We start from the raw sequence: 15,346 nt of genomic DNA, 5'->3' as shown, positions 1-15,346 counted from the left end.
GGCCCGCTGCCCAGCCCGGTGCGGCTCGAAGGGCTGACCGAGCGGGAGCGCGAGATCATGGCGCTGGTCGCCGCGGGGCTCTCCAACGACGAGATCGGCGAACGGCTCTACGTCTCCCCGCTGACGGCCAAGACGCATATCAACCGCGCCATGATGAAGCTGGGCGCGCGCGACCGCGCGCAGCTGGTCGTCCTCGCCTTCCAGAGCGGCCTGGTCAGTCCCGGCGACCTTCCGGCGGGGTGACGGCGGAGGCCGGGCGCAGGGCGTACACGAGGAGGTCGAGCAGCCGTCCGGTCTGCTCCGGTGTGCTGCTCGCCGCCGTCGAGAGGAAGACGCCGAGCATCATCGCGGTGACGTCGTCGGGGTCAACATCCGAGCGCAGCGTGCCCGTTCGCGCCCCGCGCGCGAGGATCGCGGCGATCCCCGCCGTGACGCGCTCGCGGGTGCTCGGCGTCGTGATCCGCCCGGAGGCCCAGCCGGCGCGCAGAGTCTCCGCCATCCCGCGCTTCGTCGCGATGAACGCCGCGTACCGGTCCAGCCAGGCGCGGAGCGCGACCTCCGGCGGGAACTCGTCCAGCAGGGTGGGGACGCTCGCCGTCACCGCGTCGAGTTCCGCGGTGTAGACGGCCTCGACCAGCGCCTCGCGGGTGGGGAAGTGACGGTAGAGCGTGCCGATGCCGACGCCGGCCTCGCGTGCGACGGTCTCCAGCGCCACGGTGTCGTCGGCAGCCGCGAACGCGGCCCGGGCCACGGCGACCAGCTTCTCGCGGTTGCGCCGCGCGTCGGCGCGCACGGGACGGTCCCCGGCGGGCTCGCCGGCGCGACCGGATGCGGACGGAGTCAAAGCGGAGGTACCTCCGTTAGTGCTACTGTCGATGGAACGGAGGAACCTCCGTTTCCCCCATCATCTCACGAGGACGGGTTTCCATGACACCGAGCAGCAACTCATCTCCCGAGGTCACCACCGCCGGAGTGCCGCGCCCCGGAGGCAGCGGCCTGCTCGCCGGCGCCGCGGTCTCCCGGGTCGGATACGGGGCGATGCAGCTGGAGCGGCTGCGCGAGGAGCGCCACACCGCCGTGGCGCTGTTGCGCCGCGCGGTCGAGCTCGGCGTCGACCACATCGACACCGCCGAGTTCTACGGCAACGGGCTCGTCAACGGGCTCATCCGGGAGGCGATCCGCCCCGAGGACGGCGTTGTCGTCGTCAGCAAGGTCGGCGCCGACCCCAACCCCGGAGGCCGCATCCCGCTGCGTCCCGCGCAGCGCCCCGAGGAACTCAGGGCGAGCGTCGAGGACAATCTCAAGAGCCTCGGCCTCGACCGGATCCCGGTCGTGAACCTGCGGCGGATGGACACGGGCCCCGGGATCCGCCCCGAGGCCGACCAGGTGGTCGACATCGACGACCAGCTCGCCGTGATGGTCGCGCTGCGCGACGAGGGCAAGATCGGCGGGATCGGGCTGAGCAGCGTGACCCTTGAGAAACTGCGCCACGCGCTCCCCGCGGGCATCGTCTGCGTGCAGAACGCCTACAGCCTTGTGGCCCGCGGCGACGAGGACATGCTGGACCTCTGTCTCGCCGAGGGGATCGCCTGGGTGCCGTACTTCCCGCTCGGCGGCGCGTTCCCCGGCCTGCCGAAGGTGACCGAGGAGCCCGCGGTCCTCGCCGCCGCACAGGCCCTCGACAGCACCCCGTCGCAGATCGGCCTCGCCTGGCTGCTGCGGCACGCCCCGAACACACTGCTCATCGCCGGCACCGCCGACGCCGGTCATCTGGAGCAGAACATCGCCGCCGGGTCCGTCGAGCTGGACGACGCGACACTGGCCGAACTCGACGCCGTGCTGTCACGGCCGACGGACGTCTCCATCCGCTGACGGGCAGCTCCACAGGCCCATCCGGGCAGGCACCGGCCTGCCCGGCGGCCGGCCCGGCCTCGGCCGGGGGAGATCAGGACGTCTTCAGCGCGACGCCCGCCCAGATGGGCGCTTCGTCGTCACCCGGCACGGCCGCCAGAGCGCCGGGCGCACCGCCGGGGGCCGCGTCCTCCAGGTCGGGGCGCCAGTGCTGGGGAACGACGAGCCCGGGATCGACGAGTTTCGTGCCGTCGAAGAATCTGAGCGCTTCCTCCTTGGTGTGGGCGTGCAGCGCCGTGCCCTCCTCGGCGAAGTCGCCCTCCAAACCGTCGGACCCCGCGGCCAGTTCGCGCGCCATGACGCTGATCACCAGATAGCTGCCCGAGGGCAGCGCTTCGACCAGCGAGCGGACGATCGCGTGCGGATCGGCCTCCTGGGGGAGCCAGTGCAGCAGCAGGCACATCGTCATGGCGATCGGCTGCGTGAGATCCAGCGTGTCGCGCAGCGCGGGGGAGCCGAGGACGCTGCCCGGCTCGGTCACATCGGCCTGCACGTACGCGGTGCGCCCGGAGGGGTGGCTGACATGCAGGGCGCGGGAGTGCGCGAGGACGATCGGATCGTTGTCCACGTACACGACCCGGGTGTCCGCCGCCTCGGCCTGCGCCACTTCATGCAGGTGGGGGGCGGTCGGTATGCCCGTACCGATGTCGAGGAACTGCCGGACACCGGCCTCGGCCGCGAGATAACGGGTGGTCCGCAGCACGAAGGCGCGGTTGACCCGGGCGGCGGTCTGCGCCGTCGGCATCTTCGCGATCACTTCGGCGGCCATGGCCCGGTCCGCCGGATAGTTCGTCTTCCCGCCGAGCAGCACGTCGTACACACGGGCCGCGTGAGCCCGGTCCGTACGCAGGTCGACCGGCCGGCGTAAGTCGCCGTCCATCCAGCCGTCGTCGGCCATCGCGATCCCTCCCTGGAAGGTCAACTTCCCAAACTTTAGCGGCAGTACACGCCGCGCGAGGCAAGCGGCCCGGGTTCGGCCCGTTCCGGCGGGTGCCGTCCGCGTACCCGCTGACCGGCCGTCTGAGTGTCCGTACTCATGCGGCGCCCGACCGGCGGACGGATCATGGGACGTGTCCTCGCTTCCCGAGGGCACATTTCCGAAGGTGACGGGAGAGAAACGATGCGCACCGACAAGCGCTGGTACCGACCGCTGGCGGCTGCCACGGACAACTGGGTCTCGCGCGGCTATCTGCTGGTGTTCGCGGCGGTGCTGGTGTGGGTCGTCGTGGACACCCTGTTCGTGCCCCATCAGGACGCTTCCTTCGCGGGGGTGTGGCCCTTCTTCCTGGCAGCGCCGACCAGCCTGCTGGTCCTCGCCCTGCCCGATCTCGACGCGTGGGCGATCCTGGTGAGCCTCGCGGTGGCCGCCTTCGTGAACGCCATGCTGCTGGGGCTGCTCGTACGGGCGCTGACGTCGTCGAGCCAGGGCGGCCGCGGCACCCAGCTCGGGAGCAGGACCTGAACAGCGCCTGACGGGTGACGGTTCGGGCATATGTGCTGGTGGGAGCGGGGGTACCTGCCGACCTATAGTCACATTGTCCGCGCCGCGTAGGGGCGGTCGCCGGCGGTTCACGGTTCGGTTCGGCGCCAAGGGAGGCCGCTCATGGCCAACGCGTTTCAGGAGCGCAAGCTCAGGGATATGTTCGCCGCGTTCGACGCGGACAGTGACGGCTACCTCCGCGAGGAGGACTTCAGGGCCCTCGTCGCCCGCTGGAGCCGACTACCGGGAGTGGGTCCGGGCACCGAGCTGCGCGCCCGGGTGGAGACCCTGCTGATGGGCTGGTGGGCGGCGCTGCTGGAAGTGGGCGACACCAACGGCGACGGCGCGATCGACATGGGCGAACTGCTGGCGCTCGTGGACAAGTTGCCCGGTATGGTCGCCGACGTCACGGCGACAGCCGACACCGTCTTCGAGGCGGTGGACTCCAACGGCGACGGCGTCATCTCCCCGGAGGAGCATCGCAGGCTCGTCGAGACCTGGAACGGCCGGCCCGTGGACATGACGGGCGTCTTCGAACTCCTCGACCTGAACGGTGACGGCCATCTCAGCCGCGACGAATTCGCCCTGCTGTGGCGCCAGTTCTGGATCAGCGACGACCCGGTGGAACCGGGCAACTGGCTCTGCGGCCGGTTCGCGATGAGCTGACCGCGAGGCCCCCACCGGCCTCCACTACGCTGCGGGGGATCGCGGACAGCTGTCGAGCCGCGCCGCCCCGCACCGTGAAGAGAGCAACCGTGGACCTTCCAGACGAACTTGTCGCGCTGCTGCGCCGTCCGAGCACCTGCTATCTCGCCACGCTGATGGCGGACGGCTCGCCCCAGCTCACCCAGACCTGGGTGGACACGGACGGCCGGAATGTCGTCATCAACAGCGTGGAGGGCCACGTCAAGACGCGCAATGTGCGGCGTGACCCGCGCGTCGCCGTGACCGTCTCGGACCCGGAGAACCCGTCCCGCTTCTACCAGGTGCGCGGCGAGGTCGTGGAGGTCACGAACGACGGCGCCGCCGAGCACATCGAGACCCTGGCCCAGAAGTATCTGGGCGGCCCGTACCCGTGGTTCGGCGGACGGGACCAGGTCCGGGTGAAGTTCGTCATCGCCCCGCGGTCCGTGAGCGGCATCGCCTGACGACGTACGGTGGCGTCCCGCGACAGTGACACGGTCGCGGGACGCCACCTGCGCGTCCGCGCACGCCGCGGACGGGACGTACGGGGGAGATCAGGCGCCGCGCTGGACCGACCCGACGAGGGTCCCGGCGGCCACCTTGAGGTTGCCGTCAGCGAAGGACGTGCCGGGGATCTGCCCGCCCGGAGCCTGCAATGTGAAGGCGACCTCGTCCGCCGAGGTCGCACGGCCCCTGTTCGGCACCTGAATGTCGAAGTGCACCGGATGCCCCGGGCCGAAGGTCACCGCGGTCCGCTGATTGCCGTAATGACCCGCGGTACCCCGGGTCGTCACGCCGTGGTGCGAGAACCGCACGTCCGTGGGCGAACCGGCCAGCCTGCACGCGTCGTACCCGCGTGGCGCGGTCAGCGTGACCCGGTAGTGGTGGTGGCCCGCACTGTTCGGCGCCTTGGCGATCTTCGCGAGATGGTTGGCCGGACGGCATGCGGAGGGGGCGGAACCGCCGGCGGCCGCGGCCGGTGCGGCCTGGGCGGCTCCCGCACCCGCGGCGCCCAGCAGTGCCGTGGCGGCGAGAGCCGCGGCGATCCTCCGGTTGATACGCATACGCGTCATGAACGCTCCTTGCCTTGCTCACTGGCCCCGCGGGTGCACCCCGCCGGAACCATGGTCACGGCCATTCCTGCCCCCTGGCCTGCGTGCGGAATGTCTCAGAGTCGTCACAATGCTCCGTAATGTCATAGCTCTAGGGCGCCGGCACGGACCGGAGCGCCGGTTTTACCTTCGCCTGGACGACGAGGTGTGTGCCGTACCCGGTCAGGTGCGGGGAACGGCCGTCGGCCGCCTCCCGGTACGCGGGTGAGCGGCGCGGCGCGGCCGTACCGGTGGCCCGGGGGCCACCGCGCGGGTCGACGGAGACCAGGCGTCCGCCCGAGATCCATACCGCCCTGGATCCGGCGAGTACGACGTCGTCACTCGTTCCTGTGGTCCGCCACAGCGTCCTGCCGGTCCTGATGTCGACGGCGGTCCAGTCGCCACCCACCGGATCCTCGGCGTTGACCGTGCGCAGCACCAGCACCCCGTCCGGCGAGATCACCCCGCCGCTCGGCTTGTCCACCGGCCGAAGGAGCGTCCTGCGGAACGCGAGGGTGGCGGGGTCGATCCGTACGACCGGCGGGAACGTGTCACCGGCCGCGTCCCCGCTGGACGCGCAGACCAGGTACCCGGGGGCGCTGATCAGGTCAGGACAGGGGTGGGAGACGTCGGACGTGGCGACGACCTTCCCGGTCTGTCCGTCCCGGGCGACGACCCGCGAGACGGTCCGGCCGACGGGCTCGACGGCGTACACCCGGCTGCCCAGGGCGACGGGCGAGGTCTCGGTGCTGGCGCGGTGCCAGAGCGGAGTCCCGTCCGAGGCGCGATACGCGAACAGCGTCTGGGGCTCGGCGACGGTCGCACCGTACGTGGCGGCGTAGACGACACCGCCCGCGGCGGCCGGCGGGCCCACCGTACGGCCGGCGGGGTACGTCTTCGTCCACGCGGCCCGGCCGGTGGCCAGGTCGACGGCCCGGAGCGTGCGCCCGCCCGCCGACACGGCGCGGTCGCCGTCGACCGCCAACCCGGAGTTCCTGCCCGCCGGTCGGTCCGTGCCGGCGCGCCAGGCCACAGCGCCGGTCGAAGCGGAATGGGCGACGGCGCCGGCCGGGGCCACCGGGCACACGATCAACCGGTCGGTGGTGCGGCAGTCGCCGGACGCCTCGGCCGCGCCGATGCCGACGACCCAGCCCCGCGCTCGGCTCCCGGGGCCGTGACTCCGGTCGCCCTGGCCCGGATCCCCCGACGTTCCCGCGCACCCGACGACGCACGCGAGCAGAGCGGCCGTCGCCAGTCGGCGCCCGCGCCGCCACACGTCCCGTCTCATGTGCGCCCCAGCGGGGCGCGTCGCGCGAGCACCTTGCGGAAGCGGATGCGCCAGCCCTCGTCGGTGCGCACGGCGACGTCCTCGTAGGTCACGCTTCCGGTCGTGCCGTCCGCCCGCACACCAATTCCCTTGGAGAGGGCGTGCACTTCACCGGAGTCCAGCCGGGTGAGAACGACATCGAAGTCGGTGAGGTCGTAGACGACGTCCTCGGTGAACAACTCGCCGAGTCTGTCCAGCTCTCCGCTGTCGACGAGGTGACCGTGCATCGAGATCAGGTCGGTGACGACGAAGCGATCCTCAGCTGAAAGTGTCATGGCAGCCCTCCCATCAAGACCCGTAAGCAACACGGAACTCACCGATTGTGCCAGGGGCCCGGGCCCGCGTTTGGTGCGTTGCCCCTCGGGCAGGCGATCATCATGTCTTTCTTCAGCAAGTTGAAGCGCAAGCGGGCCGAACAGATCGAACAGCGCCGCACGGACGCCACCTTGAAGGCGGCGGCAGCCGGAGCCACCCCGGAGGAGGCCCGTCGGGCCGGCGAACGCGCGGCGCGCAGGGGCAACACGAACGCGGCGATCACCGGTTCGATCAACAGCTGAACCCTCCGGCCCGTCAGGCGTCGTACTCGTCCGGCAGGCGCATCGCCGGGCCGCCGACCTGGAGGCCCAGGGGGACCGCGCGTCCTTCCGGTTCCTCCCAGGCCTCCTGGCGGCCCAGTGCGGTGAGGTCGAGGTAGTGGTAGCCGTTGTGGAACTCCTCGATGCCCCGGCCGAACGTCGAGTACGTGTGGAAGACCTCGTCCCCGACGCGCAGGAACGTGCTGATGCCCGGCCAGTCGCCGCGCATCTCCTCCGACCACGGCATGCCCGCTGCGGCGAGTTCGGCCTCCGTGCGGTGGAAGACCCGCACCGGCGCCACGCGGTCGTCGACCGTCGCGTGGAAGTCGTAGTTGAAGTCGCTGCCGGCCGAGGAGTACCACGGAAACGTCCACCCCATTCGCTCGCGGAACGCCGCGAGCGTCGGGTACGGCGCGCGGGTCACCGCCACCAACCTGGTGTTGCGGACGTGGAGTTGCCGCAGCCTGCCGATCCCGTCGGCCGCCGACGAGCAGCTTGAGCAGCCGGTGTCGCGGGGGTGTTCGGTGCCGTCGGCGTCGATGTCGAACATCCACATGAAGCGGTGCATGACCAGCTGCTGCCGGCCCTCGAACAGATCCAGCAGGCCGACCCGCCCGTCCGGGCCTTCGAAGGCGTACGGCTTGTCGACGCGCACCATGGGCAGCCGGCGCCGTTCGGCGTTGAGCCGGTCGCGTGCCCGGGTGACGTCCTTCTCCTTGGCCAGCAGTTCCTTGCGGGCAGCGAGCCATTCCTCGCGCGACACGACCTCGGGCAGATTCGCCGGCGTCGTCATCTTCGTCCTCCCGGTCACGGTCGGTCACAGCGGATGCTTCGCCTGGCGCCGGAACGACAGGCCAGTAGCGTCACTATCATGACCTTCCGCGACCTTCACCACCACGACCCCCCTCTTGTCCTGCCCAACGCCTGGGACCTGCCGTCCGCCCTGGCCTTCGTCGCCGCCGGTTTCCGGGCGGTGGGCACCACCAGCTTCGGGGTGGCCCAGAGCCACGGACGCCCCGACGGCGAGCGCTCCACCAAGGACGCGAATCTCGCCCTGGCCCGCGAACTGGCCGGTATCGCCGACGCCGGCCGCGCCGTGTACGTCACGATGGACATCGAGGACGGCTACGCGGATCTGCCGCGTGACGTCGCCGACTACACCGCCCGGCTCGACGTGGCGGGGATCAACATCGAGGACAGCACGGCCGAGCGGCTGATCGCGCCGGAGCTGCACGCCGACAAGGTCCGCGCCGTCAAGGACCGTTCGCCCGAGCTGTTCGTCAACGCGCGAGTGGACACGTACTGGCTCGGCCAGGACGCCACCGTCGAGGCCACCCTGCGCCGCGCGAGCGCGTACGTCGAAGCCGGCGCCGACGGGATCTTCGTACCCGGCGCGAGCGAGCCGGCCGTCCTGCGGGAGCTGACGGACGCCATCCCCGTTCCGGTGAATGTCCTGGTCGTCCCGGGACTCACCGTCGAGCGGCTGGGGGAGCTGGGCGTACGGCGCGTCAGCACCGGCTCCCTGCCCTACCGTGCGGCGGTCCAGGCCGCCGTCCGTACGGCGCTCTCGGTCCGTGACGGCCACCCCGACCTGCCCGAGGCGACGCCGTACGCCGAGCTGCAGGCCCGTCTGACCGACCATCAGCACAGCGCATGATATGCATGGGAACAACCCGAAAAGGGATGTTTGGCGACTGCTGACGTGAGGGGCCGGGACGGTAGTGGCGGATCGGATGTTCGCGGGCTTGCTGAAGGTCATCGGGACCACGTCGTTCGACGACCTGCCGGACACGGTGAGCGAGCACGCCAAGGCCGTCGGCATCACCGAGGTGCGGATCTACGTCGGTGACGTCGAGCGCCGCGGGCTCCATCTGATCGCCGGGGCGCTGACCGCGCCGTCCGTCGACCGGGTGATCGGCATCCAGGACACCGAGGGCGGCCGGGCCTACCAGTACGGCGAGATCCGCCCCGTGCACACACCGCCGGCCGCCGGGGCCGCGTACTGGGTGCCGATGTTCAACGGCAAGGAACGCATCGGTCTGATGTTCGTCGCCGCCACGCGCGACTCCGCCGAGGTACGCGAGAACGCCACCGCGCTGGCGACCCTCGTGGCGCTGTCCGTCTCCACCAAGCGCGGCCACAGCGACACCTACGCCCGGCTGAACCGCACCCAGCCGATGCTGGTGTCGGCGGAAGCGCAGTGGCAGCTGATCCCGCCGCGCACGTACACCGACTCGCGGGTCGCCGTGTGCGCGACCCTGGAGCCGTCGTACCGGGTCAGCGGCGACGCGTACGACTACGCGACGGCCGGCCCGCGAGTCTATTTGTCGATCTTCGACGCGATGGGGCACGACACCGCGGCCGGCCAGACGGCGGCCCTCGCCGTCGCCGCTTCCCGCAGCGCCCGCCGCCGGGGCGCCGGGATCGCCGAGACGGCCGACGTCATCGAGCGAGAGCTGGCCGGGCAGTTCGACGACGTCCGGTACGCCACCGCTGTGCTCGCCTTCCTGGACACCCGCACGGGGCTGCTGACCTGGGCGAACTTCGGGCACCACCCGCCGCTCCTGGTGCGCGGGAGCGACGCGGTCGTCCTGCGGTGCAAACCGGCGTATCCGCTCGGCACCGGGCTCGGCGATCTGGAGACGACGCTCTGCCACCAGCAGCTCGAACCCGGGGACCGCGTGGTGCTCTACACCGACGGCATCACGGAGGCGCGGCGCCCGCACGGCCAGGAGTTCGGCCTCGACCGGTTCATCTCCGTACTCACCCGGTACCCGGCCGACGGGCTGAGCGTCTCGGAGACCGTACGCCGCTTTTCGCACGCCTTCCTCGACTACCATCACGGCGAACTGCACGACGACGCGACCGTGCTCCTGTGCGAGTGGCTGGGGGCCGGTCCTCCGCTCGGCGCCTGAGCCAGGGACCGAAGGACGGGAGAGCGCCATGACGGACGGACAGAACACCGCCCCGGACAGCACGGCCGTACGGACCGCGCTGTGGCGGGCGATGCACGTCCAGGTCGACGCTCCGCCGTACGTGCTGGAGGACGAGGTAGGGCTGCGGCTGGCGGGCCCCGACGACGACTGGCGCAGCCGCCCCGACATGGACCCGCGGGCCACCAGCGGTTTCCGGGCGGCCATGGTCGCCCGCGCCCGCTTCGTCGAGGACCTGGTCGTGGAGCGGTCCGGGCACGGCGTCGGTCAGTACGTCGTCCTGGGGGCCGGTCTCGACACCTTCGCCCAGCGCAGGCCGGAGATCGCCGCCCGCCTGCGGATCTTCGAGGTCGACCGGCCGGGCCCGCAGGCGTGGAAGCGCCACCGGCTGACCGAACTCGGCTACGGCGTCCCCGACGGGCTGCGGCTGGTGCCGGTCGACTTCGAGGCGAGCGAGGACTGGCTGGAGCGGCTGACCGGGGCGGGCTTCGATCCGGGGAGTCCGGCGGTCGTCGTCTCCACCGGCGTCACCATGTACCTCACCAAGGACGCCACGGCGGCCACCCTGCGGCAGATCGCCGGGCTCGCGGCGGGCTCGACGCTCGCCATGACCTTCCTGCTGCCGACCGACCTGGTGCAGGACGCCGACCGCGGCGGCCTTGAGACGAGTCAGAAGGGCGCGCGGGCGTCCGGCACACCGTTCGTCAGCTTCTACACCCCGCAGGAGATGCTGGCGCTGGCCCGGGACGCCGGGTTCTCCGACGTCGAGCACGTGTCGGGGGCCTCGCTCGCCGAGCGCTACTTCAGCGGTCGCGCCGACGGCCTTCGCCCGTCGAGCGGCGAAGACCTGCTGCTGGCGACCACCTGAGCGATCGGCGCTCAAGGCCCACGCCGTACGTGCTCAGCCCTTGCCGCTCACGCCCGCGAACGGGACAGCGCCGTCCTGCCGCGCGCCGGCCGGGCTGTTCGGGTGCGTCCACAGACCGGACTTGGCGAGCAGCGGCAGGACGCCCTCGCCGAACCAGTACGCCTCCTCGACATGCGGGTGGCCCGACATGATGAACTCGTCGATGCCCAGGTCGTGGTACTCGGTGATACGTTCCGCGATCTCGGCGTGGCTGCCCACCAGCGCCGTACCCGCGCCGCCGCGTACCAGGCCGACGCCCGCCCACAGGTTGGGTGACACCTCCAGGCCGTCCCTGTCCCCGCCGTGCAGGGCGAGCATGCGGCGCTGGCCCTCCGACTCGCTGCGGGCCAGGCCGGTCTGGACCGCCTTCACCGCCTCGTCCGAGAAACCGTCGAGCAACCGCCGGGCCTCGGCCCACGCCTGTTCCGCCGTGTCGCGCGCGATCACATGCAGCCGGATGCCGAAACGTACGGTACGGCCCTGCTCGGCCGCCAGGGCGCGGATCCAGGCGACCTTCTCCGCGACCTGCGCCGGGGGCTCTCCCCAGGTCAGATAGACATCGCTGTGGCGTGCGGCGACCTGCCCCGCCGCCGGTGAGGAACCGCCGAAGTAGACGGGCGGCACCGGATCGGGGACGCGGGCCAGCTGCGCGTTCTCCACCTGAAGGTGTTCGCCGGTGAACGAGACGGACCTGCCCTGCCACAACTCCCTGACGATGTGCAGGAATTCGCCGGTACGCGCGTAGCGGCCCTCCTTGTCGAGGAAGTCGCCGTACGCGCGCTGCTCATGGCTCTCGCCACCCGTGACGACATTGAGCAACAGCCGCCCCGGCGCGTGTCGTTGGAACGTGGCCGCCATCTGGGCCGCGAGCGTCGGTGCGACGAAGCCGGGGCGGAAGGCGACCAGGAACTTCAGCCGTTCGGTCTCCCGCGCCAGCATCGCCGTGGTCAGCCACGCGTCCTCGCACCAGGCGCCCGTCGGTGTCAGAGCCCCCACGAACCCCAACTGCTCAGCCGCACGGCCGATCTGGCTGAGATAGCCGAGACTGGCGGGGCGCTGACCGCCGGCGGCGCCGGCGGGCAGACCGTGTCCGCCGCCGACGATGTGGCGGCTGTCTCCGTATGTGGGCAGGAACCAATGGAAGGTGAGGCTCACTGAATTCTCCGGACTCTTCTGGCAGACACTTCTGAGGGGCGGGGGAGGGCAGGGGAGGGGCGGGGACGGGCTCAGATCAGGCCGTGGCGGGGCGGCAGCGTCCCGTTGAGCACGTAACGGCCGATGTGCTGGATCTTCCAGCGCGCCGGGTCGTGCAGGGTGTGGGTGCGCGCGTCGCGCCAGTGCCGGTGGAGATTGAGGCTGTCCAGCGCCGAGCGGGTGCCCGACACCTCGAACAGCGCACTGCTCGTGTCCACGGCGGTGGCGGCCGCGTGCACCTTGACCGCCGACACCGCGATCGACGCCTCGGCCGCCGTGTCGTCGGTCAGATCGGCCGACGCAGCGTCCACAGCGGTCGCCGCCGCGACCAGCAGCGCCTCCGAGGCCCGTACCTGGAGCGCCAGTTCACCGAAGCGCTGGATCAGCAGCGGGTCCTCGACGGCGGTGTCGAAGCCGCTCTCGAACCACGGCCTGCTCTTCGTGCGGACGAACTCGGCCGCCTCGGCCAGGGCGCCGCCGGCGATACCCACGTCGATCGCCGCATGCAGCAACTGCGCCACCGCGCCGTGCAGTTGCGGGCCCTGGAAGGTCAGATGGTGGGGTACGACCCGGTCCGCCGCGACCGTGACGTCTTCGAGGCGCACGGTTCCGCTCGCCGTGGTCCGCTGGCCCATGCCGTTCCAGTCGTCGACGACCGTGACACCGGGCGCGTCGCGTGCCACGTACGCGACATGCAGCGCGTCCTCCTCGGCCCGCGCCAGGACCGGGATCCAGTCGGCGAACAGCGCACCCGTCGAGTAGTGCTTCTCGCCGGTCAGCAGGTACGAGCCGTCATCCGCCGGGACCAGCCGTGTCCTGATGTCCTGGACGTGCTTGGTGCCCGCCTCCGACTGCGCGTTGCCGAACCTGCGCCCGGCGAGCACCTCGGCGAAGAAGAACTTCCGCTGCTCGGCGCCGCCTTGCCGGCGCAGCACATTGACGTAGACGAAGTGGTTCTGCGGGATCTGCGACAGGCTGGCGTCGCTTGTCGCCAGCAGCCGGAAGACCTCGGCGAGCGTGCGGGCCGAGACATCGGCGCCGCCGTACGCGCGGGGCACCGTGATCCCGAGCAGCCCGCTCGCCGAGAGCCGCGCCAGCTCCTCGCGCGGCAGGATCCGCTCCGCGTCCCGCCGCGCCGCACCGGCCCGGAACGCGTCGGCCAACTCGGCCGCCACGGCGAGCGCTTCGGCGTCGTCGGCGATCACATGGGCGCTCGCCTGCGCCGCGTCGTCGGGGAGTGTGGATGCGGTCACGGTGGTCCTCCGTGCGGAATGCGGCAGATGGGAAGGGGATACGGGCAGGACGGGGGCAGGCGTACGGTTCAGGCGGCGGCCGGCACCTCGTACGCGGCGCCCGGCCGCAGCGCCCACTCGAACTGCTCCACCACCTGGTGGAGCCCCTTCTCCGCCTCCGCGTCGAGCGACACCCCGCCGCCTTCGAGGATCGTGATGTGCCGGTCGAGGACGAACCGGCCCTGCACGATGTGCTGCGCGCCCATGGAGGACAGCACGGGCCGCAGCGCGTAGTCGATGGCGAGGACATGGGCGGTGGTGCCGCCGGTGGCCAGCGGCAGCACGGTCTTGCCGGCCAGCGCGTACTGCGGCAGCAGGTCGAGGAGGGACTTGAGAAGCCCCGAGTAGGCCGCCTTGTAGACGGGTGTGCCGATCATCACGGCATCGGCCTGCGCGAACAGCTCCTTCGCGCGGACGATCTCGGGGTGCGCGAAGTCGGCGCCGAGCAGTGCCTCGGGGGGCAGTGTGCGGACGTCGAACGGGACGACGTGATGGCCCTTGGACGCGAGTCCCGCGTCGAGGTGCCTGAGCAGGCGGGCGGTGCGGGAGTGGGCTGACGGACTGCCGGAGACGGACAGAATGGTGGCCATGATCACCTCGTGAAATCTGCGGGTGCGGTGGTGCGCGCGGGCCCGGCCGTACGGTGTCGCGGCGGGCGACCCTACGCCCGGCGCAACGACCGCAGGGCATACGGAAAGCCGCAGGTAGACCGGGAAAACACTGCCCGCGTGCGGTGGACACCGGGCCGGTGCCGCGGCGGTGTGACACGCGGCTGCTCGGGGGACCCGGTTCTATCGCGCCCGACGACACAGGGCGCTGGAAACACGCACAAGGTCCACGTGACGGCGGCAGGTCAGCTCCCACAGATCCCGCATCGCTCGTCACCACCTCTCGAACTGTCTCAGCGAAGCATGTGTTCACGAGGTTAGCCGCCGCCGTCCACCGCGTACATTCGGTATCCGCGAAGTGGTGATAGGGATTCCCTGCCACCCCGATCGGAGACCATGAGTGCCATGCGGATAGAACAGCTCGAATACATCGAGGCCGTGACCCGTCTCGGGTCCCTGCGCCGGGCGGCCGAGGCCTTGCATCTCTCGCAGCCCGCGCTGAGCGAGACCGTCCGCAACCTGGAGCGCGAACTGGGCGTGGACATCCTGGACCGCAGGCGCTCTGGCGCCAAGATCAGCGCCGAGGGCCGGGAGCTGCTGCCGCACATCACCGGTGTGCTCGACGCGGTCGAAGGGCTGCGCAGAGCCGCCGACGAGCAGCACCACACCAGCCGGATGATCCGGCTCGGCACGGTCCACGCCGCCACCGTGCCGCTGCTCGTCCCCACCATCCGCGCCTTCCGTGCCGCGCACCCCGAGACGCAGGTCGAGGTGGTCAGCGCCCAGCAGGGCGCCCTGCACAGCGCGTTGCTGGAGGGCGGCCTTGATCTCGGCCTCGTCAACTACCTGGAGGGCGACGACACTCCACCCGGCTTCCACACCACGGAGCTGCTGCGCGGCCGGCCGGTGGCCTGTGTGCGCTCCGACAGTCCGCTCGCCGCGAAGGAGCGGATCTCGGTGGACGATCTGCTCAGCCAGCCGCTCGTCGTGATGCGCTCGGGCTACCTCATGCACCGCTACGTCCACCGGCTCCTGCACGGGCGCAGCCCCAGCTTCTCGTACTCGACGGACGGCGCCGAGATGGGCAAGCTGATGGTCGCCGAGGGGCTGGGCACCACGGTGCTGCCCGACTTCAGTGTGCGCGGAGACCCGCTGGAGCGGGCCGGGATGATCACCTTCCGGCCGCTGGAAGTCGCCGACACCGCTGTGCTGTTGGTGATCCAGCGGGCTCTCGCCGGTTCGGTGCCCGCCGCTTCCCGCGCGCTGCACACGATGTTCGTGGACCTCGCCGCCGCCCACAAGGCGGAGGTCGCGGCGGGCGGGCAAGGACCGGCGGCCGGCTGA

19 protein-coding genes and 1 pseudogene are annotated in these 15,346 nt (G+C 71.3%); 10 read left to right on the top strand and 10 right to left on the bottom strand.

Annotation, left to right across the window (positions count from 1 at the left end; translation table 11 throughout):
• Positions 1-12 precede the first annotated feature (12 nt).
• Positions 13-243 (top strand): annotated as a pseudogene (locus OHS57_RS03210) (helix-turn-helix domain-containing protein); the annotation flags it as partial.
• Here the strand turns inward: OHS57_RS03210 and OHS57_RS03205 are convergent.
• Positions 215-793: a TetR/AcrR family transcriptional regulator gene (locus OHS57_RS03205; protein WP_328580929.1), complete on the bottom strand. Its 579-nt coding sequence runs from the start codon at positions 791-793 to the stop codon at positions 215-217. The pseudogene OHS57_RS03210 and the gene OHS57_RS03205 overlap by 29 nt on opposite strands.
• A 134-nt stretch (positions 794-927) precedes the next feature.
• Here OHS57_RS03205 and OHS57_RS03200 point away from each other — a divergent pair, with 134 nt between their 5' ends.
• Positions 928-1,872, top strand: coding sequence for an aldo/keto reductase (locus OHS57_RS03200; RefSeq protein WP_328580928.1), 945 nt, complete (start codon positions 928-930; stop codon positions 1,870-1,872).
• Between the two features lie 73 nt (positions 1,873-1,945).
• On the opposite strand, the gene OHS57_RS03195 is transcribed toward OHS57_RS03200, so the two are convergent.
• Entirely contained in the window at positions 1,946-2,833 is an 888-nt protein-coding gene (locus OHS57_RS03195; RefSeq protein ID WP_241778837.1) for an SAM-dependent methyltransferase, read from the bottom strand.
• Positions 2,834-3,031: 198 nt separating this feature from the next.
• Between OHS57_RS03195 and OHS57_RS03190 the strand changes: the two genes are divergently transcribed.
• The 3 genes from OHS57_RS03190 (at position 3,032) to OHS57_RS03180 (ending at position 4,539) form a co-directional block, all read left to right on the top strand.
• Positions 3,032-3,373, top strand: coding sequence for an SCO4225 family membrane protein (locus OHS57_RS03190; protein WP_041998818.1), 342 nt, complete (start codon positions 3,032-3,034; stop codon positions 3,371-3,373).
• 141 nt (positions 3,374-3,514) lie between these two features.
• Entirely contained in the window at positions 3,515-4,057 is a 543-nt protein-coding gene (locus tag OHS57_RS03185) for an EF-hand domain-containing protein (protein ID WP_041998821.1), read from the top strand.
• A gap of 89 nt (positions 4,058-4,146) precedes the next feature.
• The gene (locus OHS57_RS03180) at positions 4,147-4,539 is read left to right on the top strand and encodes a PPOX class F420-dependent oxidoreductase (RefSeq protein WP_328580927.1); all 393 of its coding nucleotides are present in this window, start codon (positions 4,147-4,149) and stop codon (positions 4,537-4,539) included.
• Positions 4,540-4,629: 90 nt separating this feature from the next.
• On the opposite strand, the gene OHS57_RS03175 is transcribed toward OHS57_RS03180, so the two are convergent.
• The 3 genes from OHS57_RS03175 to OHS57_RS03165 form a co-directional block, all read right to left on the bottom strand.
• The gene (locus OHS57_RS03175) at positions 4,630-5,139 is read right to left on the bottom strand and encodes a DUF4232 domain-containing protein (RefSeq protein ID WP_443043047.1); all 510 of its coding nucleotides are present in this window, start codon (positions 5,137-5,139) and stop codon (positions 4,630-4,632) included.
• A 139-nt stretch (positions 5,140-5,278) separates the two neighbouring features.
• On the bottom strand, positions 5,279-6,454 hold the full coding sequence (locus OHS57_RS03170; RefSeq protein ID WP_328580925.1) for an outer membrane protein assembly factor BamB family protein: 1,176 nt from the start codon (positions 6,452-6,454) through the stop codon (positions 5,279-5,281).
• Positions 6,451-6,768 (bottom strand): nuclear transport factor 2 family protein, encoded by a 318-nt coding sequence (locus OHS57_RS03165; protein ID WP_328580924.1) that lies wholly within the window; start codon positions 6,766-6,768, stop codon positions 6,451-6,453. The genes OHS57_RS03170 and OHS57_RS03165 overlap by 4 nt, the downstream gene beginning before the upstream one ends.
• A gap of 102 nt (positions 6,769-6,870) precedes the next feature.
• On the opposite strand from OHS57_RS03165, the gene OHS57_RS03160 reads away from it, so the two are divergent.
• On the top strand, positions 6,871-7,050 hold the full coding sequence (locus tag OHS57_RS03160) for a hypothetical protein (protein ID WP_157874477.1): 180 nt from the start codon (positions 6,871-6,873) through the stop codon (positions 7,048-7,050).
• A gap of 13 nt (positions 7,051-7,063) precedes the next feature.
• Here the strand turns inward: OHS57_RS03160 and OHS57_RS03155 are convergent, their stop codons facing one another.
• Positions 7,064-7,861: a DUF899 domain-containing protein gene (locus OHS57_RS03155; protein WP_328580923.1), complete on the bottom strand. Its 798-nt coding sequence runs from the start codon at positions 7,859-7,861 to the stop codon at positions 7,064-7,066.
• A 78-nt stretch (positions 7,862-7,939) separates the two neighbouring features.
• Here OHS57_RS03155 and OHS57_RS03150 point away from each other — a divergent pair, with 78 nt between their 5' ends.
• The 3 genes from OHS57_RS03150 (at position 7,940) to OHS57_RS03140 (ending at position 10,869) form a co-directional block, all read left to right on the top strand.
• On the top strand, positions 7,940-8,725 hold the full coding sequence (locus OHS57_RS03150; protein WP_328580922.1) for an isocitrate lyase/PEP mutase family protein: 786 nt from the start codon (positions 7,940-7,942) through the stop codon (positions 8,723-8,725).
• Positions 8,726-8,813: 88 nt separating this feature from the next.
• Complete coding sequence (locus tag OHS57_RS03145) at positions 8,814-9,983, top strand: PP2C family protein-serine/threonine phosphatase (protein WP_328580921.1); 1,170 nt, start codon at positions 8,814-8,816, stop codon at positions 9,981-9,983.
• Between the two features lie 28 nt (positions 9,984-10,011).
• Positions 10,012-10,869 carry a class I SAM-dependent methyltransferase gene (locus OHS57_RS03140; RefSeq protein WP_328580920.1) on the top strand — a complete coding sequence of 286 codons (858 nt, stop codon included), beginning with the start codon at positions 10,012-10,014 and terminating at the stop codon, positions 10,867-10,869.
• Positions 10,870-10,902: 33 nt separating this feature from the next.
• Here OHS57_RS03140 and OHS57_RS03135 read toward each other — a convergent pair whose 3' ends face one another.
• From OHS57_RS03135 to OHS57_RS37755, 4 genes are all read right to left on the bottom strand, one after another.
• Entirely contained in the window at positions 10,903-12,063 is a 1,161-nt protein-coding gene (locus OHS57_RS03135; protein ID WP_328580919.1) for an LLM class flavin-dependent oxidoreductase, read from the bottom strand.
• Positions 12,064-12,134: 71 nt separating this feature from the next.
• Positions 12,135-13,355, bottom strand: a complete 1,221-nt coding sequence (locus OHS57_RS03130) for an SfnB family sulfur acquisition oxidoreductase (RefSeq protein WP_041998849.1) — start codon at positions 13,353-13,355, stop codon at positions 12,135-12,137.
• 68 nt (positions 13,356-13,423) lie between these two features.
• Positions 13,424-13,984, bottom strand: coding sequence for an NADPH-dependent FMN reductase (gene ssuE / locus OHS57_RS03125; protein ID WP_328580918.1), 561 nt, complete (start codon positions 13,982-13,984; stop codon positions 13,424-13,426).
• A gap of 201 nt (positions 13,985-14,185) precedes the next feature.
• Positions 14,186-14,269: a putative leader peptide gene (locus OHS57_RS37755; RefSeq protein ID WP_443043046.1), complete on the bottom strand. Its 84-nt coding sequence runs from the start codon at positions 14,267-14,269 to the stop codon at positions 14,186-14,188.
• 138 nt (positions 14,270-14,407) lie between these two features.
• On the opposite strand from OHS57_RS37755, the gene OHS57_RS03120 reads away from it, so the two are divergent.
• Positions 14,408-15,346 (top strand): LysR family transcriptional regulator, encoded by a 939-nt coding sequence (locus tag OHS57_RS03120; protein ID WP_328580917.1) that lies wholly within the window; start codon positions 14,408-14,410, stop codon positions 15,344-15,346.

This window comes from Streptomyces sp. NBC_00370 (assembly GCF_036084755.1).
Lineage (GTDB): Bacteria > Actinomycetota > Actinomycetes > Streptomycetales > Streptomycetaceae > Streptomyces.
Note: the sequence above shows the minus strand (reverse complement) of the source record. Positions and strands in the feature narration are given on the sequence as shown.